This is a genomic window from Serratia sp. T13T92 (assembly GCF_047530105.1).
In the GTDB taxonomy this organism is placed as follows: Bacteria; Pseudomonadota; Gammaproteobacteria; order Enterobacterales; family Enterobacteriaceae; genus Chania; species Chania fonticola.
In genome coordinates this window covers 255,015-281,194 of the sequence record NZ_JBLJAK010000002.1, presented here as the reverse complement: position 1 = coordinate 281,194, position 26,180 = coordinate 255,015, and the positions used below count along the sequence as shown (strand labels likewise).

23 protein-coding genes are annotated in these 26,180 nt (G+C 55.1%); 16 read left to right on the top strand and 7 right to left on the bottom strand.

Going from position 1 to position 26,180, the window contains the following annotated elements:
* The 12 genes from ACMV5I_RS04925 to yjjJ form a co-directional block, all read left to right on the top strand.
* The coding region (locus tag ACMV5I_RS04925; RefSeq protein ID WP_414823780.1) for a hypothetical protein at positions 1 to 190 on the top strand (190 nt) is incomplete at its 5' end.
* Between the two features lie 571 nt (positions 191 to 761).
* Positions 762 to 1,376: a molecular chaperone OsmY gene (gene osmY / locus ACMV5I_RS04920; protein ID WP_024485502.1), complete on the top strand. Its 615-nt coding sequence runs from the start codon at positions 762 to 764 to the stop codon at positions 1,374 to 1,376.
* Between the two features lie 140 nt (positions 1,377 to 1,516).
* Positions 1,517 to 1,678 (top strand): DUF1328 domain-containing protein, encoded by a 162-nt coding sequence (locus tag ACMV5I_RS04915; protein ID WP_004933089.1) that lies wholly within the window; start codon positions 1,517 to 1,519, stop codon positions 1,676 to 1,678.
* A gap of 57 nt (positions 1,679 to 1,735) precedes the next feature.
* Positions 1,736 to 1,921, top strand: a complete 186-nt coding sequence (locus tag ACMV5I_RS04910) for a CsbD family protein (RefSeq protein ID WP_202672750.1) — start codon at positions 1,736 to 1,738, stop codon at positions 1,919 to 1,921.
* 10 nt (positions 1,922 to 1,931) lie between these two features.
* On the top strand, positions 1,932 to 3,029 hold the full coding sequence (locus tag ACMV5I_RS04905) for a patatin family protein (RefSeq protein ID WP_024485504.1): 1,098 nt from the start codon (positions 1,932 to 1,934) through the stop codon (positions 3,027 to 3,029).
* The gene (locus ACMV5I_RS04900; protein ID WP_414823779.1) at positions 3,026 to 3,820 is read left to right on the top strand and encodes a TatD family hydrolase; all 795 of its coding nucleotides are present in this window, start codon (positions 3,026 to 3,028) and stop codon (positions 3,818 to 3,820) included. Before ACMV5I_RS04905 ends, ACMV5I_RS04900 begins: the two co-directional genes overlap by 4 nt.
* A 189-nt stretch (positions 3,821 to 4,009) precedes the next feature.
* Positions 4,010 to 5,275 carry a NupC/NupG family nucleoside CNT transporter gene (locus ACMV5I_RS04895; protein ID WP_024485506.1) on the top strand — a complete coding sequence of 422 codons (1,266 nt, stop codon included), beginning with the start codon at positions 4,010 to 4,012 and terminating at the stop codon, positions 5,273 to 5,275.
* 354 nt (positions 5,276 to 5,629) lie between these two features.
* Positions 5,630 to 6,409: a deoxyribose-phosphate aldolase gene (deoC, locus tag ACMV5I_RS04890; protein WP_037376682.1), complete on the top strand. Its 780-nt coding sequence runs from the start codon at positions 5,630 to 5,632 to the stop codon at positions 6,407 to 6,409.
* A 101-nt stretch (positions 6,410 to 6,510) separates the two neighbouring features.
* Positions 6,511 to 7,833: a thymidine phosphorylase gene (gene deoA, locus ACMV5I_RS04885; protein ID WP_414823778.1), complete on the top strand. Its 1,323-nt coding sequence runs from the start codon at positions 6,511 to 6,513 to the stop codon at positions 7,831 to 7,833.
* 195 nt (positions 7,834 to 8,028) lie between these two features.
* Positions 8,029 to 9,252, top strand: a complete 1,224-nt coding sequence (gene deoB / locus ACMV5I_RS04880; RefSeq protein ID WP_024485509.1) for a phosphopentomutase — start codon at positions 8,029 to 8,031, stop codon at positions 9,250 to 9,252.
* A gap of 66 nt (positions 9,253 to 9,318) precedes the next feature.
* On the top strand, positions 9,319 to 10,050 hold the full coding sequence (gene deoD / locus ACMV5I_RS04875) for a purine-nucleoside phosphorylase (RefSeq protein WP_021179222.1): 732 nt from the start codon (positions 9,319 to 9,321) through the stop codon (positions 10,048 to 10,050).
* 136 nt (positions 10,051 to 10,186) lie between these two features.
* On the top strand, positions 10,187 to 11,530 hold the full coding sequence (yjjJ, locus tag ACMV5I_RS04870; protein WP_414823777.1) for a type II toxin-antitoxin system HipA family toxin YjjJ: 1,344 nt from the start codon (positions 10,187 to 10,189) through the stop codon (positions 11,528 to 11,530).
* Here the strand turns inward: yjjJ and ACMV5I_RS04865 are convergent.
* Positions 11,527 to 12,213 (bottom strand): YtjB family periplasmic protein, encoded by a 687-nt coding sequence (locus ACMV5I_RS04865; protein ID WP_021179224.1) that lies wholly within the window; start codon positions 12,211 to 12,213, stop codon positions 11,527 to 11,529. The two genes, yjjJ and ACMV5I_RS04865, sit on opposite strands and share 4 nt — an antisense overlap.
* A 200-nt stretch (positions 12,214 to 12,413) precedes the next feature.
* On the opposite strand from ACMV5I_RS04865, the gene serB reads away from it, so the two are divergent.
* The 3 genes from serB to nadR are packed head-to-tail and all read left to right on the top strand — an operon-like array spanning position 12,414 to position 16,091.
* Entirely contained in the window at positions 12,414 to 13,391 is a 978-nt protein-coding gene (serB, locus tag ACMV5I_RS04860; protein WP_202811320.1) for a phosphoserine phosphatase, read from the top strand.
* Positions 13,392 to 13,394: 3 nt separating this feature from the next.
* Positions 13,395 to 14,783 (top strand): DNA repair protein RadA, encoded by a 1,389-nt coding sequence (radA, locus tag ACMV5I_RS04855; protein ID WP_021808023.1) that lies wholly within the window; start codon positions 13,395 to 13,397, stop codon positions 14,781 to 14,783.
* A 57-nt stretch (positions 14,784 to 14,840) separates the two neighbouring features.
* Positions 14,841 to 16,091: a multifunctional transcriptional regulator/nicotinamide-nucleotide adenylyltransferase/ribosylnicotinamide kinase NadR gene (gene nadR / locus ACMV5I_RS04850; protein WP_024485513.1), complete on the top strand. Its 1,251-nt coding sequence runs from the start codon at positions 14,841 to 14,843 to the stop codon at positions 16,089 to 16,091.
* Positions 16,092 to 16,284: 193 nt separating this feature from the next.
* Here the strand turns inward: nadR and ACMV5I_RS04845 are convergent, their stop codons facing one another.
* Positions 16,285 to 17,286, bottom strand: coding sequence for a zinc-binding alcohol dehydrogenase family protein (locus ACMV5I_RS04845; RefSeq protein WP_414823776.1), 1,002 nt, complete (start codon positions 17,284 to 17,286; stop codon positions 16,285 to 16,287).
* A 100-nt stretch (positions 17,287 to 17,386) separates the two neighbouring features.
* Here ACMV5I_RS04845 and ACMV5I_RS04840 point away from each other — a divergent pair, with 100 nt between their 5' ends.
* Complete coding sequence (locus ACMV5I_RS04840) at positions 17,387 to 18,295, top strand: LysR family transcriptional regulator (RefSeq protein ID WP_037411494.1); 909 nt, start codon at positions 17,387 to 17,389, stop codon at positions 18,293 to 18,295.
* A gap of 47 nt (positions 18,296 to 18,342) precedes the next feature.
* Here the strand turns inward: ACMV5I_RS04840 and ettA are convergent, their stop codons facing one another.
* The 5 genes from ettA to ACMV5I_RS04815 all read right to left on the bottom strand — a co-directional run bounded on the left by ettA (position 18,343) and on the right by ACMV5I_RS04815 (position 25,557).
* Positions 18,343 to 20,010 (bottom strand): energy-dependent translational throttle protein EttA, encoded by a 1,668-nt coding sequence (gene ettA, locus ACMV5I_RS04835; protein ID WP_024483594.1) that lies wholly within the window; start codon positions 20,008 to 20,010, stop codon positions 18,343 to 18,345.
* 142 nt (positions 20,011 to 20,152) lie between these two features.
* Positions 20,153 to 20,650 (bottom strand): OmpA family protein, encoded by a 498-nt coding sequence (locus tag ACMV5I_RS04830; protein WP_024483593.1) that lies wholly within the window; start codon positions 20,648 to 20,650, stop codon positions 20,153 to 20,155.
* A 41-nt stretch (positions 20,651 to 20,691) separates the two neighbouring features.
* Positions 20,692 to 21,939 (bottom strand): diguanylate cyclase domain-containing protein, encoded by a 1,248-nt coding sequence (locus tag ACMV5I_RS04825; protein ID WP_202672745.1) that lies wholly within the window; start codon positions 21,937 to 21,939, stop codon positions 20,692 to 20,694.
* On the bottom strand, positions 21,936 to 22,538 hold the full coding sequence (locus ACMV5I_RS04820; protein WP_414823775.1) for a YfiR family protein: 603 nt from the start codon (positions 22,536 to 22,538) through the stop codon (positions 21,936 to 21,938). The genes ACMV5I_RS04825 and ACMV5I_RS04820 overlap by 4 nt, the downstream gene beginning before the upstream one ends.
* Positions 22,539 to 22,812: 274 nt before the next feature.
* Positions 22,813 to 25,557, bottom strand: a complete 2,745-nt coding sequence (locus tag ACMV5I_RS04815) for a cation-transporting P-type ATPase (protein WP_414823774.1) — start codon at positions 25,555 to 25,557, stop codon at positions 22,813 to 22,815.
* Positions 25,558 to 26,180: the final 623 nt, after the last annotated feature.

Below are 26,180 nucleotides of genomic sequence, written 5' to 3'. Positions count from 1 at the left end.
AGTGCAGATGCAGTGTCTGCTTGCGGCGACAGCGCAAAATATGAAGAAGATGGCGCTGCTGGCGCTTCTTTATGCTGTTTATAAGTGGCTGAAAGGGCTTATGGAAGGACAGGAGCCCCATAGAGGCCCTCAGAAAAAGCAAAAAGCAGTGTGGTGGGAAAATATCGCGATCGCGACCTACGGTCGCTAAAAACAACGAACCCCATCAAAATAATGGGGTTCGTCATCAGTCTGAGGGCGCTTCTAAGCGCCCTGTGTTTTCCTTCTTCAGCCCCCATCCTGCTAATTATTAAACCCTTCTCACTAATTCTTTCGTCTAAACCGAACAAGATTATTCCACGATCTGGCGGCAAATTTTCGCCTATGGTCTATATTTATCAGGGTGCATAGCGGCATCTGAGCGTAAAACACTATTGTATACACATATTTTAGAGAGTTATTCGGTAGTGTTGCCGATCGGAGACAGTCCTATCTTAGTAATATCAACAAGATAGTGATGTGGATCCCAAATCAACGGCTATATGTCTCCAATAGACGACGGTTTTGCGCTTAATTGTTTCTCATTTGTTTTGTTGTTGTTGATTTTTAACGGCGTTTTTAACTTGGCACGGGCATTGCAGGTGTACTTACCGTAGAGCAATAGTCCGGTCGTGAACGTTTGATTGTATAGAGATCGTGAAGTATTCATTTGAGTTAGCCGCACTCTGGCGGCACCAGAGCCCACAGCATTTTGGGGTTCTACAACAAGAAGGAAGAGATCGATGAAAAATACCAAGTTTGCACATTCGCTGATGGCAGTCGTTTTGGGTTCAGTACTGGTTAGTGGTTCGGCCCTGGCTGAAGAGACCATGATGAACAAAGCATCAGGCGTCGTTGATAGTACTGGTGCCAAAATCGATAGCTCCATGAAAAAAGTCGACAACTATATGGATGACAGCGGCATAACGGCTAAAGTTAAAAGTGCGCTGGTTGACGAGAAAGCCATCAAAAGTACCGACATCTCGGTGGAAACCGAAAAAGGTGTGGTGACGTTGAGCGGTTTTGTCGCCACTCAGGCTCAGGCTGAGCAAGCGGTTAGCGTTGCAGGCCGGGTGGAAGGGGTTAAATCCGTCAGCGATAAGCTGCACGTGAAAGATCAAGCGACCCAGTCGGTGAAATCCTATGCCGGTGACACCGCGACTACCAGCGAACTGAAAGCTAAACTGCTGGCCGATGACATCGTGCCTTCACGCAACGTGAAAGTAGAAACCACCGATGGTGTGGTACAGCTTTCCGGTGAGGTGAAAACCCAGGCGCAGTCTGACCGTGCAGAAAGTATTGCCAAAGCCATTGATGGCGTGAAAAGCGTCAAGAACGATCTGGCGGTAAAACCTTAATCGTCAGTAATAGTAAGCGTTAACTCCCAGGCTAACGCCTGGGATGTACTACCAGAAATAGAATAATCCGCAGTTTTAAGCCGCACCCAGCAGGGGCGAGCCAAACGCGAAATTTTTATCACCATGGTAAGGAGAGGCTTATGTTTCGATGGGGCATTATATTTTTAGTTATTGCATTGATCGCCGCAGCACTGGGTTTTGGTTCATTGGCAGGTACTGCTGCCTGGGCCGCCAAAGTAGTGTTCGTGGTAGGGATCATTCTGTTCCTGGTCAGCCTGTTTACCGGCCGTCGGCGCCCTTAGCGTCTCTCTAAACTGTAACAAAGCTTGATTCCTTTCCTTAACGCCAGGAGGCAGTTCATGAACAGCGACATCATTGTTGGCCGTTGGAAACAGCTGAAAGGCCAGGTTTGGCAGGCATGGGCGGAGTTTTCCGGCAATGACGGCCTGTGGCTGGCAGGGAGCAATGACTGCCTCTCTGGCGTATTACAAGAAGATTACGGAAGAGAGCAAGAAGAGGTATCCTCGGGAAAACAGCCACATTGAGGATACGGGGTTGGGATACAGAATACCCATCACGCTCGGTAATATAGAACCCCTGGCGTATAAACCATTCCGGCCCGGTAAAATGGCGCTGGTGTGTGAGGGCGGCGGACAGCGCGGTATCTTTACCGCCGGCGTACTGGATGAATTCCAGCGCGCCCGCTTTAACCCTTTTGATCTGATGATTGGCACCTCTGCCGGTGCGCAGAACCTCTCGGCATTTGTTTGTGGCCAGATGGGATACGCACGGCGGGTGATCACCCGCTACACCACCTCTGCCAATTTCTTTAACCCGCTGCGCTTTGTACGTGGTGGTCACCTTATCGATCTCGACTGGTTATTGGATATTACCTCACAACAGCTGCCGCTGGCTTTTGACGTGGCGGAAAAGCAGCTGATTGATGGCCGTGAATTTCTGATGTGTGCCTGTCGCAGCGATGACTTTACGCCGGTTTATCTGCCTGCTGCACGGGATAGCTGGTTACCGGCCATCAAGGCCTCCAGCGCCATCCCCGGTTTTTACCGTATGGGCGTAGAGCTGGATGGCATCAGCTATCAGGATGGTGGCATCAGCGATGCCATCCCGGTGGAAGAGGCCTATCGCCGTGGGGCGGATACCATTGTGGTGATCCGCACCGTGCCTTCACAGATGGTGTATACGCCGAAGTGGATGAAACGCATGGAGCAATGGCTGGGTGAAAGCAGCCTGCAGCAAATGGTGCGGGTGTTGCAGCATCATGAGCAGAGCTATTTGCGCATCCAGCAATTTATTGAAAAACCCCCCGGTAAACTGCGCATCTTCGAAATATTCCCGCCTAAGCCGCTGGCGAGCAATGCGCTCGGCAGCCGTTTGCCCGCGCTGAATCGCGATTATCATCTGGGCCGCCGTTGTGGACGCTATTTCCTGGCGACGGTTGGCCACTGGCTGCTGGAGCAGGAAAAGAACGATGGCATGACGGTAACAACATCACTTTCCCGTCGTCTGATCCAGCCGGAAACCGTGCGGATGCCTTCGCCGATTATTACCGATGTGCTTAACCCGCAGGGCCATGCCGTGCAGCCTGAAGCGCCACCAAAAATCATCCTGCCAGGTGACGGAGATGTGCTGTGAGTTACGCCTTTACGGATACCCATTGCCACTTTGATTTCCCGCCTTTCAGCGGGGATGAGCAGGCGAGCCTGGCATTGGCCGCGCAAGCCGGGGTGCAGCAAATTATTGTGCCAGCGGTAACGGCCGATCGCTTTGTGCGTATTCTCAAGCTGGCGCGCGAACATACTCCGTTGTTTGCCGCGCTGGGGTTACACCCGCTATATATCGCCCAGCACCATGATGAGCAGCTTGAACAACTGGCAGGTTGTCTGGCAAGCAAGCCGCATAAGCTGGTGGCGGTGGGGGAGATTGGGTTGGATCTGTATATGGCCGAGCCGCAGTTTGAACGCCAACAGGCGTTGCTCAAGGCACAGCTGAAGCTGGCAAAGCAGTATGATCTGCCGGTGATCCTGCACTCCCGCCGTAGCCATGATCAGTTAGCTGCCGCATTGCGTCGTACCGAGGTACCGCGCCGTGGTGTGGTGCATGGCTTTGCTGGCAGTCTGGCTCAGGCGCAGGCCTTTATTCGCCTGGGTTATTACATTGGCGTTGGCGGCACGATCAGCTACGAACGGGCGCAGAAGACCCGCCAGGTGATGGCGCAGTTGCCGTTGACCTCGCTGCTGCTGGAAACCGATGCGCCGGACATGCCGTTGGCGGGCTATCAAGGGCAGCCGAACCGGCCAGAACGGGCTGCGGAGGTGTTTCAGGTACTTTGCCAACTGCGGCCTGAATCTACCGACGACATTGCCGAACAGCTACAACAAAATAGCCAATCCCTGTTTGCGTTGGATCCGTACCTCTCACTTTAAATGTGACTTGAATCACATTGTGTGATTTTCAGTTACTTCCACTTGTATATATTTGTGACATAAAACGAGTCTCATCCCGCCTCGCTCAGTATAATTGCGTCCCATTATCGCCCTTGGGCAACCCGCTTCTTCCAGCGGGCCGGGGGCATTTCTTCTTCGCAACAGGGACATACTCGTATGCAACTCTTCATGAGCCTGGTCGGTATGGTGGTCTTGATCGCCATTGCGGTGCTGCTTTCCAGCAACCGGCGCGCTATTAAACTGCGTACCGTACTCGGCGCGTTTATCATCCAGATTGGCATTGGCGCGCTGGTGCTCTATGTCCCGATCGGGCGACGTATTCTTGGTGGCATGTCGGAAGGGGTGGCAAACGTCATCGCTTACGGTAACGAGGGCATCTCTTTCATCTTTGGTGGTCTGGTTTCCGACAAAATGTTTGAAGTGTTCGGCGGTGGCGGCTTCGTGTTCGCCCTGCGTGTGTTACCGGTGATTGTGTTCTTCTCCTCGCTGATTGCGGTGCTCTATTACCTGGGCATCATGCAGGTGGTGATTAAGCTCCTAGGCGGTGGTTTGCATAAGCTGTTGGGTACTTCGCGGACCGAATCGCTGTCAGCCACGGCCAATATTTTTGTGGGGCAGACCGAAGCGCCGCTGGTGGTGCGCCCTTATATCGCCACCATGACCCAGTCGGAGCTGTTTGCCGTGATGTGCGGCGGCCTGGCTTCGGTAGCCGGTTCCGTGTTGGCGGGCTATGCCCAGATGGGCGTACCGTTGGAATACCTGATCGCCGCTTCCTTTATGGCTGCACCGGGTGGGTTGTTATTTGCCAAACTGATGGTGCCGGAAACTGAAAATACCCAAGACCGAGCCGATGCGATGAAGCTGATCGCCGAAGACGAGCGCCCGGCCAACGTCATCGACGCTGCTGCCTCTGGTGCGGCATCCGGTATGCAGTTGGCGCTGAACGTGGGGGCGATGCTGTTGGCATTTATCGCTCTGATCGCGCTGCTAAACGGTATTCTTGGCGGTATTGGTGGCTGGTTCGATTTCCCGCAACTGTCACTGGAGCTGATCCTGGGCTGGGTGTTCTCACCAATCGCCTTCCTGATTGGTGTACCTTGGAGTGAGGCGATGGTGGCGGGTTCGTTTATCGGCCAGAAGGTGATCGTTAACGAATTCGTGGCCTACATGAACTTTGGGGCTTACCTGCGTCCGGATGACGTGGTGGCCGCTGAGGGGCTACAGGTGCTGTCACAGCACACCAAGGCGATTATCTCCTTTGCGCTGTGCGGGTTTGCCAACCTCTCTTCCGTAGCTATCCTGCTGGGTGGTCTAGGCAGCATGGCACCAGGCCGTCGTCACGATATTGCCCGCTTCGGGTTGAAAGCGGTGGCAGCCGGTACCTTATCTAACCTGATGAGCGCCACCATCGCCGGATTCTTCCTGGCGTTGTAAGCTATACTTGGTATCAACAACCAGGCTCCTGAAGGGGGCCTGGTTGCCTGCAAAAAGGGCATTCGCCTGATGACCGCCGTCTCTTTAGTGAATTTGTGAACAATATCGCGTTATTTTGTGATGATCTTCACATATAATTCAGTCCTGTTACAGTGCTATCCTGTGTAGTGTGAATCAGAACACAAATATGCCAGAGTGATCGTGTTGAAATAGCGATGGCTGGCTATTCGAAAATCGAAGGGCTATGTGCGGTGAGAAGGATCTCAGTTGCTGGCGTGGGAAGACTATCCCGCGCGCTATCTTCAAGGAACCAAGTCCGCTCGCCAACATCAGAATGCTCAGTTGGAGAGTTTTATGACCGAATTAACCGCAGCAGCGCAACGTGCGCTGAACCTGATGGATTTAACTACGCTGAACGAAGATGACACCGACGAGAAAGTGATCGCGTTGTGTCGTCAGGCGAACAGCCCGGCAGGCCATACTGCCGCCATCTGTATCTATCCGCGTTTTATCCCGATTGCCCGCAAAACGCTGCGTGAGCAGGGGACGCCAGATATCCGTATCGCCACCGTCACCAACTTCCCGCATGGCAATGATGATATCGACATCGCCGTGGCAGAAACCCGTGCGGCCATCGCCTACGGTGCCGATGAAGTTGACGTGGTATTCCCTTACCGTGCCCTGATGGCCGGTAACGAGGAAGTCGGGTTTGAGCTGGTCAAACAGTGCAAGCAGGCCTGCGCCGCTGCCAACGTGCTGCTGAAAGTGATCATCGAAACCGGTGAGCTGAAGCAGGCGGAACTGATCCGTAAAGCCTCCGAGATCTCCATCAAGGCCGGGGCTGATTTTATCAAGACCTCTACCGGTAAAGTGCCGGTCAACGCCACGCTGGAAAGCGCTGAGCTGATGATGACCGTGATCCGTGATATGGGCGTAGGCAAAACCGTTGGCTTCAAGCCAGCCGGTGGCGTGCGTACCGCAGAAGATGCTCAACAGTATCTGCAACTTGCCGGGCGTCTGCTGGGCGAAGACTGGGCCGATGCGCGCCACTTCCGCTTTGGCGCGTCGAGCCTGTTAGCCAGCCTGCTGACCACGCTGGGGCATAGCACCCAAGCCGCTGGTAACGGTTACTGATTTTCTCTCACGTCTTGTTGCGTTGGGGCTGCCAAGCGGCCCCGTTAACGCAGCGCGCAGGCGTATCGAATGACTCTATTTAGCTAAAACAGGGGGCTACTTTGTTCTTGGCACAAGAAATAATCCGTAAAAAACGTGACGGGCAACCGTTGAGCGAAGCCGAGATCCGCTTCTTCATTAATGGCATTCGTGACAACGTAGTGTCAGAAGGGCAGATTGCCGCGCTGGCGATGACCATCTATTTCCACGACATGACCATGCCTGAGCGCGTTGCGCTGACCATGGCAATGCGTGATTCCGGCACGGTACTGGACTGGAAAAGCCTGTCGCTGAACGGCCCGATTGTGGATAAACACTCCACCGGTGGCGTGGGCGACGTGACTTCGCTGATGCTTGGCCCGATGGTGGCAGCCTGTGGCGGCTACGTGCCGATGATTTCAGGCCGTGGCCTGGGCCACACTGGCGGTACGCTGGACAAGCTGGAAGCGATCCCTGGCTTTGATATTTTCCCTGATGACAACGCGTTCCGTAAGATCATCAAAGACGTTGGCGTGGCGATTATCGGCCAGACCAGTTCACTGGCTCCGGCAGACAAGCGTTTCTACGCGACGCGTGATATCACTGCCACCGTCGACTCCATTCCGCTGATCACCGGCTCTATTCTGGCGAAGAAACTGGCCGAAGGGCTCGATGCGTTGGTTATGGACGTGAAAGTTGGCAGCGGTGCCTTTATGCCGACCTACCAGCTTTCTGACGATCTGGCGCAGGCGATCGTGGGCGTTGCGAATGGTGCCGGTTGCAAGACTACCGCGCTGCTGACTGATATGAACCAGGTGCTGGCTTCCAGCGCTGGTAATGCGGTCGAAGTGCGTGAAGCGGTACGCTTCCTGACCGGGGAATATCGCAATCCGCGTCTGCTGGAAGTGACCATGGCGTTGAGCGTGGAAATGCTGCTGTCTGGCGGCCTGGCCACCGACGATGCTGATGCGCGTGCCAAACTGCAGGCGGTGCTGGATAACGGCAAAGCGGCGGAAATCTTTGGTCGCATGGTGGCGGCGCAGAAAGGCCCAAGCGATTTTATCGAGCGTTACGACAACTATCTGCCAGCCGCGACGTTAACCAAGCCGGTTTATGCCGAGAAACCAGGTATCATTACTGCGATGGATACCCGTGCACTGGGTATGGCTGTGGTGTCACTGGGCGGTGGCCGTCGTCGCGCGACCGACAGCATCGACTACAGCGTGGGCCTGACCGATGTGGCCCGCCTGGGCGACACTGTCGATACCCAGCGTCCATTGGCGGTGATCCATGCCAACGACGAAGAGAGCTGGCAGCAGGCGGCGGATGCGGTACGCAGCGCGATGGCTCTGGGCGACAAAGCGCCAGAAGTCACGCCAGTGGTTTACAAACGCATCTCTCAATAACATTTTTTAAACGTTCAATGGCAGTTTTGAATTTTGTGACTGTTTATACCCAATGGATTTCGAGCTACAGCTAGGCGGCAAGTGCGTGAATCCCCAGGAGCTTACTAAAGTAAGTGACTGGAGTGAGCGCCCGCAGCCAACAACGCTGTAGCTTGAAAGACGCAGGGTATCAGCGTGAATACGCAGGAGAGTATGATGAAACGTACGTTTATTATGGTATTAGACTCATTCGGCATTGGCGCGAGTGAAGATGCCAAAAGCTTTGGCGATGAAGGTTCCGATACCCTTGGCCATATTGCTGCTGCCTGTGCGCGTGGCGAAGCCAACGTGGGCCGTAGCGGCCCGCTGACCCTGCCAAACCTGAGCCGTCTGGGCCTGGGCAAAGCGGCGGAAGAATCGACCGGCAAGTTCCCGGAAGGGTTGGATAAAGACGCTGAAATCATTGGTGCTTACGCCCATGCCAGCGAGCTTTCCTCCGGTAAAGATACGCCATCAGGCCACTGGGAAATTGCTGGTGTGCCAGTCTTGTTCGACTGGGGCTACTTCTCAGACGAGCACAACAGCTTCCCGCAGGAACTGCTGGACAAGCTGGTGGCGCGTGCCAACCTGCCGGGCTACCTCGGTAACTGCCATTCATCCGGTACCGTGATCCTGGATCAACTGGGCGAAGAGCATATGAAAACCGGCAAGCCGATTTTCTACACCTCTGCGGACTCGGTGTTCCAGATTGCCTGCCATGAAGAGACTTTCGGCCTGGATCGCCTGTACGAGCTGTGTGAGATCGCTCGTGAAGAGTTGACCGAAGGTGGCTACAACATCGGCCGTGTGATTGCCCGTCCGTTCCTGGGTAATAAGCCGGGTGAGTTCCAGCGTACCGGTAACCGTCACGATCTGGCCGTGGAACCCCCGGCTCCAACCGTGCTGAAAAAGCTGGTTGATGAGAAGGGTGGCGAAGTGGTTTCCATCGGTAAGATTGCCGATATCTATGCCAACGTGGGGATCACCAAGAAGGTGAAAGCTACCGGGATCGACGCCCTGTTCGACGCCACTCTGGTCGAGATGGAAAAAGCCGGTGACAACACCATCGTGTTCACCAACTTTGTTGATTTCGACTCCTCCTACGGCCACCGCCGTGACGTGGCTGGCTATGCTGCCGCGCTGGAGCTGTTCGACCGCCGCCTGCCAGAGCTGCTGAAGCTGGTGAAAGGGGATGACATCATCATCTTCACCGCTGACCACGGCTGCGACCCGACCTGGCCAGGCACCGACCACACCCGTGAGCATATCCCGGTTCTGGTCTATGGCCCGAAAGTCAAACCAGGCTCGCTGGGGCATCGCGAAACCTTCGCCGACATCGGCCAGACCGTCGCCAGCTATTTTGGCGTGTCGCCGATGGATTACGGCAAATCCATGCTTTAATACCGCTTTTAATGACGCTGGCCTTCACGCCAGCGTCTTTTTTTCCATGAATTGAGGGAAGTGAATATGGCAACGCCACATATTAATGCTGAGATGGGTGATTTCGCTGACGTAGTGCTGATGCCGGGGGATCCGCTGCGGGCAAAATATATCGCAGAAACCTTCCTGGAAGGCGCTGTGGAAGTGAACAACGTGCGTGGCATGTTGGGTTTCACCGGCACCTACAAAGGTCGTAAAATCTCGGTAATGGGCCACGGCATGGGCATCCCATCCTGCTCTATCTATGCGCGTGAACTGATTGCCGAGTTTGGCGTGAAGAAAATCATCCGTGTCGGCTCTTGTGGCGCGGTGCGTGATGACGTCAAACTGCGTGATGTGGTGATCGGCATGGGGGCTTGTACCGATTCCCAGGTTAACCGTATGCGCTTCAAAGGCCACGACTATGCGGCCATTGCGGATTTTGACATGGTGCGTAATGCGGTAGATGCTGCGGCTGCTCAGGGCATCCCTGCACGCGTGGGTAACATCTTCTCCGCCGATCTGTTCTACACACCAGATCCGGATATGTTCCAGGTGATGAAGAAGTACGGCATCCTGGGCGTAGAGATGGAAGCGGCAGGTATTTACGGCGTAGCCGCAGAGCTGTATGAAGAGTTCGGTAGCACGGCGTTGACCATTTGCACCGTTTCCGACCATATCCTGCGTCACGAGCAGACCACCGCTGCCGAGCGTCAGACCACCTTTAACGAGATGATCGTTATCGCGCTGGAATCTGTCCTGCTGGGCGACAAAGCGTAATGACCTCGCGGGCGCAGCACGCTGCGCCCCATTTTATCTATTCACCCTTATACCAACCTTTCTAGCTAATTCTTTACCTTTCCGCTAATTAGCGCTATTACTCTATTCATCTATCTATTCACTAATCTATTCAGCGATGAGCACAGTCGAAAAAATTCTGCGTAATGGACCCGCTTCTTCCCGGGAACTGACTACCGCATTGGGGATCAGCCAACCCACGCTGTCGCGCCGTATCCGCGATTTGGCAAGATCGGTTCTGGTCATCGACAAAGGCAGATCCACGCGTTATGCGCTCAGGCGGGAGGTGGCTGGTGAGTCGTATTTCCCACTGTATCAAATCGATAAGCTGGGTAAGGCGCATCTGTTTGCCACGCTCTATTCCCTATATCCGGCAGACAGCTGCGCGGTGTTCGATGAACAAAGCGGTGAGTGGCAGTTGTATGATGGTTTGCCTTGGTATCTGAACGATCTGCGCCCGGTAGGTTTTCTTGGCCGCGCCTGGGGGAAAGCTGTTGCACGGCAGCTAAAGTTGCCGGAAGACGTTCTGCAATGGAATGAAGAACAGCGCCTGGTAGCGCTTTGTCATTATGGTGAGGATATGAGTGGCGATCTGTTGCCGGGCGCAGAGAGTTATCAGCGTTGGTTAACGCGCGCGGCTGAAATCCCGGTACCGATGGCGGGCAAGGCCAAGTATTACGCTACGCTGTCTGCGCGCGCATTAGCGGGGGAACTGATTGGTTCTTCTGCAGGTGGCGAGCAGCCCAAGTTTACTGCCTATGCCGAACTGTCGGGAAATCGCCGTAGTCATGTGCTGGTGAAGTTCAGTGCGGTACCGGACAACTCCATTGCGCAACGCTGGAGCGATTTGCTGATCGCTGAGTCATTGGCATTGCAAGTGGTTGCAGAGGCCGGATTGTGTTCCGCACCGACAAAGGTGCTGTTTGGCGATAACCAACAGTGTTTTTTGGAGATCGAACGATTTGACCGTATTGGTGAACATGGGCGAGTCGCTCTGGTTTCACTGGAGGCGTTGGATGCCGAGTTTAGCGGCAGCGGCGGGGCTAACTGGGTCACCGCAGCGGAAAAGCTATTGCAGCAGGGGATCATCGATCATCAAACCTGGAAAACAATCGGTCTGTATTGGGCATTTGGCAGGCTGATCGCCAATAGCGATATGCACCAGGGGAATCTATCGTTCCTGCTTACGGAGCAGTGGCCGATGGTATTGGCTCCGTTGTATGACATGTTGCCGATGGCGTTTGCCCCTGTCAATAGCGGTAATATGCGAGAAACAGCGGTGGAAATCAGATTGGGCAATGAGGTCAACGGCCCCATTTGGCGGCAGGCCGAGTTGATGGCGGTTGAATTCTGGCAGCGTACGGCACAACATCCGCAAATCAGCGAATCGTTCCGGGCCATTGCTGCTCAAATGCTGGTACAGCTTCAGGCGCTGAACGATCGTATTCAGCGCTTGGCTTAATCTTTCTTTGTCTCTTCCTGCTCTGCCGGTTTCTCGTCATCACCATCGTCTACCGTGTTACCTTCTGCCAGCGGTGTGTTGGCGGTTAGCAGGTATGGCGACTGCTGCCAGCGGCTGCGGCGGCCTTGCAGCAGGGTACGGGCCAGAATAATGCCGATGGCCAGCGCCAGCAGGATCATCAGGCGCAGCAGGTTGGTGGTGTTATCCACCTGTTTGGATTCGGTGGCCAGCACGTGAGTATCCAGCGTTACGCGGATAAAGCCCAGCGGGCCATCTTTGCCCTGGATTGACTCGACGAGCTGGTGGTTGAAGTAGCTGCCTGCACGTTTGCCATCCAGCGCCAGGCGATCGCGCACGCTAATCTGCTCGCCGGAATGGGCGATCAGGGTGCCGTCCAATTGGTAGACGCTGGCGTCCAGAATACGGCTGTGATCGGTCAGCTGCGTGAGAATGCGCTCAACCTGCTGATTGTCTATGTCGCTGTCGCCATCCATCAGCGGAGTCAGGCTAAAAGCCACCTGCTTGGTCAAGGTTTGTGCCAATTCTTCCACCTGTTCCGATCGCGCCATTTGGTGGCTCAGGCTAAAATAGGAGGCACCTTGCATCAACAGCACCAGCAACGCCAGGCAAATCAGGATAATAGCGGTGCGATGCAGGCGGAATTTCAGTTTAGCTTTAGCCATTAGGCTTCCTTTAGGGCGGTCATCCGGGAGTCACGATTGACCACCTGGCTGTGCGGTACCGGGATGTACCAATACCGCGAGCGCATGGATGCGCTAGAGCGGCCAACTAGAGATTCATAGGGTAATATGTTGCCAGAAGCAATGGCGATAGGATAGCTTGATGCGTCGTTTTATCATGCAGTGTTATTCAGGAGTTAAGGATGCCAAATAGTCTGACCTATTGCGATCTCCCCGCAGAGATCTCTCAATGGCCGGGGTTGCCCCTTTCGTTGAGCGGTGACGAAGTCATGCCGCTGGACTATCGGGCGGGCCACACCGGTTGGCTACTATATGGCAGAGAACTGGATAAAGAGCGTATTACTCAGTTCCAGCGCAAGCTAGGGGCCGCGATGGTGATCGTGACGGCCTGGGCGGTGGAAGATTATCAGGTGGTTCGCCTGGCGGGGACGCTATCTGCGCGCGCCAAACTGTTGGCGAACGAAAACGGGCTAGACGTTGCCCCACTGGGCAAAATCCCTAACCTGCGCAAGCCGGGCCTGTTGGTGATGGATATGGACTCGACGGCGATCCAGATTGAGTGCATCGACGAAATCGCCAAGTTGGCCGGGGTAGGCGAGCAGGTCAGTGAAGTGACCGAACGCGCGATGCGCGGCGAACTCGATTTTACCGCCAGCCTGCGCCAACGCGTGGGTACGCTGAAAGGGGCCGATGCCAATATCCTCAAACAGGTGCGTGACGAATTGCCGTTGATGCCTGGGTTGACCAGCCTGGTGCGCAAGCTGCAGGCGCTGGACTGGCACGTCGCCATTGCCTCCGGCGGCTTTACCTATTATGCCGAATACCTGCGTGACAAGCTCAAGCTGGTGGCCGTAGCCGCCAATGAGCTGGAGATCCGCGACGGTAAGCTGACCGGTGAGGTGCTGGGGCCGATCGTGGATGCGCAATTCAAGGCTGATACTTTGGTGTCGCTGGCAGAGAAGCTGGGGATCCCACCGCAGCAAACCGTGGCGATCGGCGACGGTGCCAACGATTTGAAAATGATGCAGGTGGCGGGGCTGGGTATTGCCTATCACGCGAAGCCTAAGGTCTATGAGAAGGCGCAGGTCTCGATCCGCCATGCCGATCTGCTGGGAGTGCTCTGTGTGCTCTGTGGCAGTTTGAAACACGATGTGAGGTAAGTTGTGGCAAAAGCAGTAAAACGGGCGTTTGTCTGTAATGAATGCGGCGCTGACTATCCTCGCTGGCAGGGGCAATGCAGCGCCTGTCAGGCCTGGAACACCATTACAGAAGTGCGCCTGGCTTCAGTCTCCTCTTCCGCTGCCCGTAGCGAGCGTTTAAGCGGCTATGCGGGCGATGCCGGTATCAGCAAGGTGCAGAAGCTTTCGGACATCAGTCTGCAAGAGTTGCCGCGTTTCTCTACCGGCTTTCTGGAGTTTGACCGCGTACTGGGCGGCGGCGTGGTGCCGGGCAGTGCGATCCTGATTGGCGGCAACCCCGGCGCGGGGAAAAGTACGCTGCTGTTGCAGGTGCTGTGCAAACTCGCCGAGCAGATGAAAACCCTGTACGTCACGGGTGAAGAGTCGCTGCAACAGGTCGCGATGCGAGCCCATCGTCTTGGATTGCCCACTGGCGGCCTGAACATGCTGTCGGAAACCAGCATCGAGCAGATCTGCCTGATCGCCGAGCAGGAGCAGCCGCGGCTGATGGTGATCGACTCGATCCAGGTCATGCATATGGCGGATATCCAGTCATCGCCAGGCAGCGTGGCGCAGGTGCGGGAAACGGCGGCCTATCTCACCCGCTTTGCCAAAACTCGTGGCGTGGCGATCGTGATGGTTGGCCACGTTACTAAAGATGGTTCACTGGCCGGGCCGAAAGTCCTCGAACACTGTATCGACTGTTCCGTGTTGCTGGATGGCGATGCCGATTCCCGTTTCCGTACGCTGCGCAGCCATAAAAACCGTTTTGGTGCGGTCAACGAGCTGGGCGTGTTCGCCATGACCGAGCAGGGGCTGCGTGAGGTGAGTAACCCTTCCGCCATCTTCCTCAGCCGGGGTGATGAAGTGACTTCCGGCAGTTCGGTGATGGTGGTCTGGGAAGGCACCAGGCCGCTGTTGGTCGAGATCCAGGCGCTGGTGGATCACTCAATGATGTCTAACCCACGCCGCGTTGCCGTGGGCCTGGAACAGAATCGTTTGGCGATCCTGCTGGCGGTGCTGCATCGTCACGGTGGCTTGCAGATGTCCGACCAAGACGTTTTTGTCAACGTGGTGGGTGGCGTCAAGGTTAGCGAAACCAGTGCCGATCTGGCGTTGCTGTTGGCGTTGGTCTCCAGCCTACGCGACCGTCCATTGCCTAACGATCTGGTGGTGTTTGGCGAAGTGGGGCTGGCAGGGGAAATCCGCCCGGTGCCTAGCGGCCAGGAGCGCATTTCCGAAGCGGCCAAACACGGTTTCAAGCGGGCGATCGTGCCACATGCCAACGTGCCGAAGAAACCACCGGCCAATATGCAGGTGTTCGGCGTCAAGAAGCTGGCGGATGCGCTGGACGTGCTGGAACAGTTTTATTAATTGCCGCCCGCTGCGCGGAATATGCTATTTTGTTTAGCATAATAAACGGGAGGGTTTATGCGGCAGTTCGATTACCTCAAGGCAGCGATTAAGCAACAGGGATGTACCTTACAGCAGGTGGCTGATGCCAGTAGCATGACCAAAGGCTACCTCAGCCAGCTGTTGAACGACAAAATCAAAAGCCCGAGTGCGCAGAAGCTGGAAGCCCTGCACCGTTTCCTGGGGCTGGAATTCCCGCGCCGTGAGAAGAAAGTCGGCGTGGTGTTTGGTAAATTTTACCCGCTACATACCGGCCATATCTATCTGATCCAGCGCGCCTGTAGCCAGGTTGACGAGCTGCATGTGATCCTGTGCCACGATGAGCCGCGCGATCTGTTGCTGTTCGAGAACAGCTCCATGTCACAGCAGCCGACAGTCAGCGATCGTCTGCGCTGGCTGTTGCAGACCTTTAAATACCAGAAAAATATCCATATTCACTCTTTCGACGAGAAGGGCATCGAGCCTTACCCGCACGGCTGGGACGTGTGGAGTAACGGCATGAAGAGCTTTATGGAGCAAAAGGGCATCGTCCCGAGCTTTATCTATTCCAGTGAGGAGTTGGATGCCCCCCGTTACCGCGAACATCTGGGGATTGAAACCATCCTGGTGGATCCGGAACGCTCCTTTATGAATATCAGCGGCAGCCAAATCCGTCAGGATCCGTTCCGCTATTGGGACTACATTCCGACCGAAGTGAAGCCGTTCTTTGTGCGCACGGTGGCGATCCTGGGCGGTGAGTCCAGCGGTAAGTCAACGCTGGTCAATAAGCTGGCGAACATCTTCAACACCACCAGCGCCTGGGAATATGGCCGTGACTACGTCTTCTCCCATCTCGGGGGTGACGAGATGGCGTTGCAGTATTCCGATTATGACAAGATCGCGCTTGGGCAGGCCCAGTACGTGGATTTTGCGGTGAAATACGCCAATAAAGTGGCGTTTATCGACACCGACTTTGTCACCACGCAGGCGTTCTGTAAAAAGTATGAAGGGCGGGAGCATCCGTTCGTTCAGGCGTTGATCGACGAATACCGTTTCGATCTGGTGATCCTGCTGGAGAACAATACCCCTTGGGTGGCCGACGGATTGCGTAGCTTGGGTAGCCCGGTCGATCGCAAGGCGTTTCAGTATTTGTTGGAAGAGATGCTGCACGCCAATAACATCGAATATGTTCACGTAGAGTCGAGCGATTACGAGGAGCGCTTCTTGCGCTGTGTCGAGTTGGTGCAGCAACTGCTAGCGGCGGACGCCAGCCGCTTGGTGAAGTTTTAGACTGGTTAATGTTGTGCCCCTCATCTTGGACGAGGGGACGATCGAATTTGCTGATATGATTTTTTTACTTCCAAAAGAGCGGGGGCTAATAGCTCCCTCTCCCTGTGGGAGAGGGGTGGGGTGAGGGGATATCGCTTAAGTATCATGTATATAGAAATTTATTAATACCTGATAAATCGATACTCCTACTAACTTAGTAAGTTATCACCAGCTTGCCCTGCATATGCCCATCCAACAGCTTGGCGTGCGCGGCGGTCAACGTGCCCACCGTCAGGCCCTGTAGCGTTTCACTCAGCGTGGTGGTCAGCTTGCCTGCATCAATCAACTGCGCCACCTGCTTGAGGATCTCTCCCTGCTGGGCAATATCCGGCGTGGTGAACATGCTGCGGGTGAACATAAATTCCCAATGCAGCGCCGCGCTTTTCAGCTTCAGCGCATTTTGATCCAGTGGTTGGCTGTTCTCGACGATGGTGCAGATATGGCCGAGCGGGGCGACCAGATCGCTGATGGCTTGCCAGTGGCCGTCGGTATCGTTCAAGCACAGGATATAATCCACGCTCTCAATCCCTTCTTTAGCCAGGTTGCCTTTCAGGTCGCGGTAATCCACCACCAGTTCAGCACCCCGTTCGCGGCACCATGCAGCTGATTCCGGGCGAGAGGCCGTAGCGATGACTTTCACCTTGCTACGCTGTGCCGCCAGGGGGATCGCCAGCGAGCCCACGCCACCGGCACCGCCGATGATCAACAGCGTTTTACCGGCAGCCGCATGCTGAATATTCAGGTGTTCAAACAGGGCTTCCCACGCGGTGAGCGCGGTCAGCGGCATCGCGGCGGCTTGTGCCCAGTCCAGGCTGGCCGGTTTATGTGCCACGATACGTGAGTCAATCAGCTGATGGGTGCTGTTGCTGCCTGGACGGGTAATATCCCCGGCATACCACACCTCATCGCCGGGTTTGAACCCGCTGACGCTGCTGCCCACTTCGAGCACCACGCCGCTGGCATCCCAGCCGAGAATGCGTGGCTGCTGCAAACCATTCTTTTGCAGGCCAGCATGAACCTTGGTATCGACCGGGTTGACGGAAACGGCTTTCACTTCCACCAGCAGATCGTATTGACCCGGTGCGGGTTTTTCTGGAGCGATCTCGATAAAACCGGCTGGATTTTTCGGATCGACGGCAATGGCTTTGATTAACATAATTGTGCTCCTTCGCATGAATAGTCCCAGTGTAGACCCTGAGGAGTAGAGTGATAAGATGGACAATAACTAACTAAGTGTTCGTCTGAGGTGAACAATTATGTTCAAGCAGTTGCAGGATATGGCGTTGTTTGCGCTGGTGGCAGAGTGCGGCAGTTTTACTGCGGCAGCCAAACGTGCCGGTCTGCCTAAATCCAGCGTCAGCCAGCGTGTCAGCCAGTTGGAGCTGAAGCTTGGCCTGCGCTTGCTCAACCGTACCACCCGGCAGTTAAATTTGACCTTTGCCGGTGAGCGCTATCTTGAACATTGCCAGGAGATGCTCTCTGCTGCCGAACGGGCCGATCTGGCGTTGCAGCGCTTACGCGATAACCCCAGTGGCCGTCTACGCATCTCCACGCCAGCCGGGCTGGGGGCGACGTTGCTTCCGCGTCTGGCGGCAGATTTCCAGCGCCAATATCCGGATGTCTCGTTGGAAGTGTCAGTATCGGATGCCATGGTGGATATGGTGCAGGAGGGCTTTGATGCGGCATTGCGTACCGGCAGGCCGCAGGATTCTTCGTTGATTGGCCGTCGTCTGGGGCATGCTCCCCGTTATTTGTTGGCTGCACCGGAGTATCTGGCCCAACACCCGCCATTGCTGCATCCGCAGCAGTTGCAGCAGCATCTTTGCATCGCTCACCGCGCCTGGCCTGCCTGGATATTGCGCCGGGGTGAAGAGTACTACCGTTGGCAATTGCCGCTGCGGCATACCACCGATAATCTGTTATATGCGCGCGAATGTGCCATTTTGGGGGCGGGTATTACGCTGCTGCCCGCGTTTCTCAGCCGCGAAGTGGTCGCACAAAAGCAATTGGTGGAAGTGTTGCCGCAGTGGCAGGCTGAAGGCAATGAACTGTATCTGGTTTACCCGAGCCGCAAGCTTAATTCTCCGGCGCTGGCCTGCTTTATCGATGTGGTGATCCAGCATCCGGTCTTTGTGGATTATGCGCAGGCACTGGATTGGGGATAACAAAAAGCCCGCAAAATGCGGGCTTGAGAGAGATAGCCAACCTGATGTTACTTGGTGACTTTCTTGTACTTGATACGGCGAGGTTCCAGCGCTTCGGCACCCAGAGTACGCTTTTTGTACTCTTCGTATTCGGTAAAGTTGCCTTCGAAGAACTCCACCTTGCCTTCATCCTGATAGTCCAGAATGTGGGTGGCAATACGGTCGAGGAACCAACGGTCGTGCGAGATCACCATCGCACAGCCAGGGAACTCCAGCAGGGCGTTTTCTAACGCGCGCAGGGTTTCGATATCCAGGTCGTTGGTAGGTTCGTCGAGCAGCAGCACGTTGCCGCCAACCTGCAGCAGCTTGGCCAGATGCAGACGGCCACGCTCACCACCGGACAATTCGCCCACGCGTTTGCCCTGATCGACGCCCTTGAAGTTAAAGCGTCCAACGTAGGCACGGCTTGGCATTTCGGTGTTGCCCACGCGCATGATGTCCTGGCCGCCGGAAACTTCTTCCCACACGGTTTTGGAGTTATCCATGCTGTCGCGGAACTGATCGACCGAAGCCAGCTTGACGGTATCACCCAGCACGATGCTGCCGGAGTCAGGCTGTTCCTGGCCGGACATCATACGGAACAGCGTGGATTTACCCGCGCCGTTCGGGCCGATGATGCCAACGATAGCCCCCTTAGGTACCGCGAAGGTGAGATCTTCGATCAGCAGGCGGTCGCCGTAGGATTTACGCAGATTGTTAACTTCAACCACTTTATCGCCCAGGCGAGTGCCAGGTGGGATAAACAGTTCGTTGGTTTCGTTACGTTTCTGGTATTCGGTGCTGTTAAGCTCTTCAAAGCGTGCCAGACGGGCTTTGCCCTTGGACTGACGGCCTTTGGCACCCTGACGTACCCACTCCAGCTCTTTCTCGATCGACTTGCGGCGAGCGGCTTCGGTTGAGGCTTCTTGTGCCAGACGAGCGTCTTTCTGCTCCAGCCAGGAAGAGTAGTTACCTTCCCACGGGATACCTTCGCCACGGTCCAGCTCCAGGATCCAGCCAGCCACGTTATCGAGGAAGTAACGGTCGTGGGTGATCGCCACCACGGTGCCTTCGAAGTCGTGCAGGAAGCGTTCCAGCCAAGCCACGGATTCGGCATCCAGGTGGTTGGTCGGTTCGTCCAGCAACAGCATGTCTGGCTTTTCCAGCAGCAGGCGGCACAGCGCTACGCGGCGGCGCTCACCACCGGACAGGTTGGCGATTTTTGCATCCCACTCCGGCAGGCGCAGTGCATCGGCGGCACGCTCCAACTGGGTGTTGAGGTTGTGACCATCGTGAGCCTGAATGATCTCTTCCAGACGGCCCTGTTCAGCGGCCAGCTTGTCGAAGTCGGCCCCTTCTTCAGCGTACAGTGCGTACACTTCATCAAGGCGCTTAAGGGCACCGACCACTTCTGCCATCGCTTCTTCAACCGATTCGCGAACGCTGTGCTCCATATTGAGCTGCGGTTCCTGCGGCAGATAGCCGATCTTGATGCCCGGTTGCGGGCGAGCTTCCCCTTCGATATCAGTATCGATGCCGGCCATAATGCGCAGCAGGGTAGACTTACCGGAACCGTTAAGGCCCAGTACGCCAATTTTGGCCCCAGGGAAGAAACTCAGGGAAATGTTTTTCAGAATATGACGCTTCGGCGGAACCACTTTGCCGACGCGGTGCATGGTATAGACGTATTGAGCCACGTTGCTCCGAGCCTCTCTATCAGTTTTTATAGGTTGTCTGGCGGCCTGAGTGTAGCCCGTTTCAGCACCGGTTCCCAGATCCCCTATGACGATCGCCAAGTATAACCGCTAATGCCCACCATTAGGTGAACTTTGCTGTTTCTTAAGGGGTGACGACGATCGCCACGCGACGGTTTTCAGCGCGGCCGCTGGAGGTGGCGTTACTGGCTACCGGTTGGCGTTTACCCATGCCACGAGTTTCTATATTGGCACGCGGGATGCCGATACCGGCCAGGACATCGGCCACGGCGTTGGCACGGCGCAGTGAAAGCTGGTCGTTGTAGCTGTCCTCACCGTAGTTATCGGTATGGCCGTCCAGGCGGAATTGCACGATGTCAACGCTCTTCAGCGCCTTGCCCATCTTCTCGACGATTTCGGTACTTTGCGGGCTCAATTTACCGACGTTGTTACCGAACAGCACCTTGTCGGAAAAGCCAAATTCCCAACCGTTATCGGTCAGTTTGAACCCTTGCGCCTGCAGTAAGGCGATCTGTTCCGCCGTCAGCCCCTGTGGTTTGCTCTGGCAGCCTGCCAGTGTGAGCAAGGTGATAAACACTAACGCCAGTAGGGAATAAGACCGTTTAAAATTTTGCTGTAACATTGATTTTTCTCTTTATGGTTGTTTGAGGCTCGGTGCTGGCGCTATTTGCGCATCGCTAACCGCCAGCCTCCGTGGGACAGGTGTTTTGCCCGGTACATGGCGTCATCCGCTTCGTTGAGCAGTTCCTGAGTGGTAGAGGCATGTTCAGGGTAAAACGCGATGCCGATACTCAGTGCGGCGATCACTCTTTCCTTGTTGGGTAACACAATGGGTTGTTGCATACACTCGATGATGATGTCGGCAATCGGCAGCACATCGTTGGTGTCTTTGAGCGGTGCCAGCAGGATGGCGAATTCATCGCCCCCCATCCGGGCGACCAGATCGTGCTTGCGCAATCTGCTACGCAGGCGCTCTGCGATGGTGATCAAGACGGTATCACCGGCAGCATGGCCATGGTTATCGTTCACCTCCTTGAAACGATTGCCGTCGATAAACAGTACCGCCAGCTTTTCATCGGGTTCGAGCTCTGACAGCGCGCGGCCCAACTGAGCTTCAAAGAAGGCCCGGTTTGGCAACCCGGTCAGGCTGTCGTGGGTGGCTTGGTGGGTTAATGCGTCATTTTCTTGTTGCAGGTGCTGTTGCCAGGCTTCGATTTCATCCAGCAGGCCGTTAAAATCACAGCTCAGTTCGTGCAGTTCGGCAATCGGTGCTGAAGGCACCCGCAGTTCGAAAGTCCGATCGCGGCGTACCGTATGGGCAACGTTGGTAATATCGTCCAAGGAGGTCACGATCCCTCTGAGCATTCTGCGGGAAAGCACCAGGGCGCACAACGTACTGAGCATCAGGCAGGCAATCATGCCTACCATGCCGCGCAGCAAGAATTTCAGCAGGCTGCTGCCGTTGCCGGTCAGCCAGACCAGGCCGATCTGTTTGCCTTCACGGGCGATGGGCAAAACCACCGCTTCCGGCAAGATCCAGCGGGCCACCATCTGTTCCAAGCCATGCAATGGGCTATCCGCTGGGTGGCTCCAATTGGCCAAGGCGATCCCCCGCATATCCAGGATCTTGGCCTCCGACACTTCTTCGTTGGAAGCGATCAGCATCAACGCTTCGCGAGCGGCGGGGCGGTCTTCAAACACCACGGCGGCTTCAGCGGTATAGCTGATCGAGCGGGCAATCAGATGCAGGTTATGGTTGGCATAGGCTCGCAGGGCAAACAGCGCTAACAACGTCAGGAAGATCCCCGCGGCGCTGACGGCGATCAGCGCCAGCCCCAGGTTCATCCGTTGCAGCACTTGGCCCAGCGTAGGGCGAGAGGTAGCCGAACCTTTTTGACCTAACAGTTTCATTGCGGCGGCCCCTTTTTACGCGCCAACTGCAGCACGTTAGGGTGAACTCGCACGCCACTGCGCGCCAGTGAGTCCAGATTCACTTTAAAACCCGCCTGATCGTTGCTGATTTGCAAACAAAAGGCACTGCCAACAGCACATTCCATATCCTTTTCGCTGATGCTGAGGATCGAGTGACCCGAAATCCGGTGGAAAAAATCTTGTTTCTGAGCGGCATTAACGTCGCCCAAATACACTACATCGCAGCTAGTTGCCAACTGCGGATTATCTATCTCGATCCGCAGGGTTTTGATTGGCTGCGGTGCCGTCAGCAATACCGGGTCGAACAAACCTTCGGCATACTGCACAGGCGCAGTCACGCACAAGCGGATCGGATCAGGTTTGGCAGGCCAGCGAGCATAGCTGATAATCCCTACCACCACGGTGGTGACGGTATGAATACGTTTTTGGTAGGGATCTTGTGTATCAGCCCCGGCCAAGCTGGGAAACGTCAACATAGCCAGCAGCAGGATCGGTAACATGTGACGCGATCGGACCGGGTTGCTACATAAACCCTGTGTCCTGGCAGCCAACTTTCTGGCCTGTATCGACATCTTCATTTGCCATTCCTGCTTACGGCCGGCTTGGTGGCGCGGCAGTCTGATACTAAATAATTGAGCCTAGTCGAAAAGGGTAAAACTTTGCCACGTACAATCAATCGCACTACCCAAAAAGCATAACCTGACCGTCTTGGGGGCGAATTGTATTATAAGAGCCGTTTGTTGTGCGCTTTATGCTCGGTTTTATGAGATTTTTCCTAGGAGTTTTTAACGTTATAAAACGCCCGGCAGAGTTTGCCGGGCGTTTTAGCGAAAGTTGCGTTTCCTTACGCGCTTATAATAACGTTTTTCGGCTCGCTTTGATGCGGTTAATCACCCATTTTTCTACTTCTACGATAAGAAATAGCCCAATGGCTATCATCAGCGTCACTCCCCAATAGAACAGCGGCAGCGGCGCGGTGCCAAACAGCGCGTTCATAAACGGCAGATAAATGATGGCCATCTGCAGCAGCAACAGTACGCCACTCACCAACCACAGGCCCTTATTGAGGAACAGCTGGCGGTTGAGCGGGAAGCGGTCTGCGGTGCGGCAGTTGAACATGTAAACCCACTGCGCGGTGACCAGGGTTTGCAGTAACACGGTGCGGATCAGCTCGCTGCTGTAGCCGCGTGGTGCCATCCAGGCTTCCAGTGCGAAGGCGCTGATAGCGATCAGCACGCCGACGAAGCCAATGCGCCAGATAGCGTGCAGATCCAACACATTGCTGCCCGGCACCCTCGGTTTACGGTGCATCAGCCCTTTTTCGGCAGGTTCATAGGCCAGGCCGAAGGACAGGGTGGTGGAGGTGGCCATGTTCATCCACAGGATCTGGATGGGCGTCAGCGGCAGCATGGCACCGGCCAGAATGGCGATAATGATCAGCAGGCCCTGTGCCAGGTTGGTCGGCAGCACGAACAGGATGGTTTTCTTCAGGTTGTCGTAAACGCGGCGGCCTTCTTTTACCGCGCTGGCGATGGTGGCGAAGTTATCATCGGTCAGCACCATATCGGCGGCTTCTTTAGTGACCTCAGTGCCTTTGATCCCCATGGCGATTCCCACGTCGGCCTGTTTCAACGCTGGCGCATCGTTGACGCCGTCGCCGGTCATCCCCACCACTCCGCCTTTATCCTGCAAGGCTTTGACCAGACGTAGCTTATGTTCCGGGCTGGTACGGGCAAAGATATCGTAGCGCACGGCGGCTTCTGCCAACGCCTGGTCATCCATATGTTCCAGTTGGGAACCGGTGATGGAATCCTGGCTATTACCAATACCCAGCATAGCCCCGATGGCCATGGCCGTTTTTTGGTGGTCGCCGGTGATCATCTTCACGCGGATCCCCGCTTGCTGGCATTCGGCGATAGCAGCAACTGCTTCAGGACGCGGTGGGTCCATCACGCCAGCGATGCCGATAAACACCATCTGCTGGCGGATATCGCCATGATCCAGCTCCACTTCGCCGTCTGGCGTAGTTTTACTGGCGGCGGCAACCATACGTAAACCTTGCTCGGCAAAGCGCGACATCTCCGCTTCCCAGTAGCCGCGTCGGAAGGGCTTGATGCCAGAATCGGTCAGTTCGAATTCGCACAGTGAGAACAGCACGTCCGGTGCGCCGGTAAGGAACACCTGATTCTTGCCTGCTACCTGGCTACGTACCGCCATATATTTGTAACTGGAGTCGAACGGGATTTTAGCCAGTTGGCGAGTTTCACCGATCTCCAACCCGGCCTTCATCGCCAGCACTTTCAGTGCGCCTTCCGTCGGGCTGCCTGTGATTGCCCAGCGGCCGCTGTCATCCTGCTTTACCTGGCTGTCGTTACACAGGGTGATCGCGGTAATGAACTGCGCTAACGGTGGGATATCTTGAACTTGCGCTGGTTTGTTACTGTCGGCAAAGAAAATGCCGCCAACCGGTTCATAGCTTTCCCCTTCGACACGGTAGGCATGGTCAGCCATGATGACGTTTTTTGCCGTCATTTCGTTCATGGTCAGCGTGCCGGTCTTGTCCGAGCAGATCACCGTCATCGAGCCCAGGGTTTCTACCGTAGGCAGTTTGCGGATAATCGCGTGGTTACGTGCCATCGACTGCACGCCCAAGGACAGGATAATGGAAATGATGGCAGGCAGACCTTCGGGTACCGAGGCCACCGCCAGGCTGATCAGCGCTACCAGCAGCTCACCGAGCGGCATATCACGCATCGTGAAGGCAAACACGAACAGCAACACCATCATCACCAGGATCAGGATGAAGATATTTTTGCCCAGACGGTCCATCTGTTGCAGTAACGGGGTGCGCTGGGTCTTGACGGTCGAGATCATCTCGCTGATGTGGCCGAGTTCGGTATAGCCGCCAGTTGCGATAACCACGCCCTTGGCATTCCCGGCGCTGATGGTGGTCCCGGAGAACAACAGATTGGTGCGATCGCCAATCATCACTTCATCAGGGATTGCGTCGGTTTGCTTCGAGACCACGGTAGATTCGCCGGTCAAGATGGCCTCTTCAACCTGAAGGTTGTGAGATTCCAGTAACCGCAGGTCGGCGGGAATTTTATCGCCAGGGCGCAATAATACGATATCCCCCGGGACCAAATCTTCCGCATTCACGGTGTGGTTAATTCCGTCACGTACCACAATAGCTTGGCTGGAAAGCATATTCTTAATGCCTTTCAGCGATTTCTCTGCGCTGTTTTCCTGCACAAAGCCGATAAGGGCATTGATCACGGCCACGCCGAGAATAACCACCGTATCAATCCAATGTCCCATAATGCCTTTGAGGAAGGCGGCGGCCAGCAGAATATAAATCAGCACATCATTAAAGTGGGCAATAAAGCGCATAAAGGCGCTTTTGCCTGCCTGCTCCGGCAGGGCGTTGGGGCCAAACTTCTTCAGCCGCTCGGCGGCTTCCTGCTCGCTCAGGCCTTGTTGCTGGCCGTTCAAATGCTGAAGCGTTTGTTCAATATCGTATTGATACCAGGCTTTTTCCGGCTTGGGCGGCTCTTGGTATTCAGTGGGGGAATGTTTTGGCATTGAGTGCCTCTCCATAAAGTCGTTCGAATCTAAGTCCCCATCTGTGTCGGCAGCCCTTTTGCCGGGTTGATATTCCATTTTTTTCTGTCACACAGACGTGAATGGTAATAATTTTCAGTTAGCTGCTGGCCAATTATCTGCCGCGTGATAGTAAATAATCGCAAACTTGAGTTTTTGATCTGAGATAATAAAAACAAAGTAATAGGAATTGTTTTAATCAGTGAGAAAATGTTTCTCTATTAATGTTTATGTAACGTCATTTTTTGTATAGAAAACTCGTGTCTGCATAGAAAACTATAGAACACCGGCGTTATTGTGTGATGAAAAAACTTCCCATAATCCCATGATTTTTCAAAACGTCGTCTTGCTGTTCTGCCTGATGCGATAGTCTGACAGCGTGGTTTTCATCTCCGTCGATAAACTTGTTATAAAGTAATGAATGGATACGCGTTTTTGCTGTCTATGATTAATACCTGATGCCAGCCCATGGTGGCGGCACGGTTTTGTTCCCGGCGTGGTTTCCCACGGTGGGTGTGAGACACTCGTAGAGCAGGATCCACTGGCCCGTTGGCTGCTGACGCGGCGCGGCAGCGGGGTGGATCGGTTCTGGCAAGCTAACCCAGCGAGGAAAGAGTAAG

What these genes read in the sequence shown, in the direction of transcription:
- ACMV5I_RS04815 (WP_414823774.1), bottom strand. Translation starts at nt 25,557, where the DNA reads ATGGAGAGGCACTCAATGCCAAAACATTCCCCCACTGAATACCAAGAG.
- serB (WP_202811320.1), top strand. Translation starts at nt 12,414, where the DNA reads ATGCCAAATAGTCTGACCTATTGCGATCTCCCCGCAGAGATCTCTCAA.
- deoB (WP_024485509.1), top strand. Translation starts at nt 8,029, where the DNA reads ATGAAACGTACGTTTATTATGGTATTAGACTCATTCGGCATTGGCGCG.
- ACMV5I_RS04910 (WP_202672750.1), top strand. Translation starts at nt 1,736, where the DNA reads ATGAACAGCGACATCATTGTTGGCCGTTGGAAACAGCTGAAAGGCCAG.
- ACMV5I_RS04865 (WP_021179224.1), bottom strand. Translation starts at nt 12,213, where the DNA reads ATGGCTAAAGCTAAACTGAAATTCCGCCTGCATCGCACCGCTATTATC.
- ACMV5I_RS04820 (WP_414823775.1), bottom strand. Translation starts at nt 22,538, where the DNA reads ATGAAGATGTCGATACAGGCCAGAAAGTTGGCTGCCAGGACACAGGGT.
- osmY (WP_024485502.1), top strand. Translation starts at nt 762, where the DNA reads ATGAAAAATACCAAGTTTGCACATTCGCTGATGGCAGTCGTTTTGGGT.
- ACMV5I_RS04915 (WP_004933089.1), top strand. Translation starts at nt 1,517, where the DNA reads ATGTTTCGATGGGGCATTATATTTTTAGTTATTGCATTGATCGCCGCA.
- nadR (WP_024485513.1), top strand. Translation starts at nt 14,841, where the DNA reads ATGCGGCAGTTCGATTACCTCAAGGCAGCGATTAAGCAACAGGGATGT.
- ACMV5I_RS04895 (WP_024485506.1), top strand. Translation starts at nt 4,010, where the DNA reads ATGAGCCTGGTCGGTATGGTGGTCTTGATCGCCATTGCGGTGCTGCTT.
- yjjJ (WP_414823777.1), top strand. Translation starts at nt 10,187, where the DNA reads ATGAGCACAGTCGAAAAAATTCTGCGTAATGGACCCGCTTCTTCCCGG.
- ACMV5I_RS04840 (WP_037411494.1), top strand. Translation starts at nt 17,387, where the DNA reads ATGTTCAAGCAGTTGCAGGATATGGCGTTGTTTGCGCTGGTGGCAGAG.
- deoD (WP_021179222.1), top strand. Translation starts at nt 9,319, where the DNA reads ATGGCAACGCCACATATTAATGCTGAGATGGGTGATTTCGCTGACGTA.
- ACMV5I_RS04830 (WP_024483593.1), bottom strand. Translation starts at nt 20,650, where the DNA reads ATGTTACAGCAAAATTTTAAACGGTCTTATTCCCTACTGGCGTTAGTG.
- ACMV5I_RS04845 (WP_414823776.1), bottom strand. Translation starts at nt 17,286, where the DNA reads ATGTTAATCAAAGCCATTGCCGTCGATCCGAAAAATCCAGCCGGTTTT.
- ACMV5I_RS04825 (WP_202672745.1), bottom strand. Translation starts at nt 21,939, where the DNA reads ATGAAACTGTTAGGTCAAAAAGGTTCGGCTACCTCTCGCCCTACGCTG.
- deoC (WP_037376682.1), top strand. Translation starts at nt 5,630, where the DNA reads ATGACCGAATTAACCGCAGCAGCGCAACGTGCGCTGAACCTGATGGAT.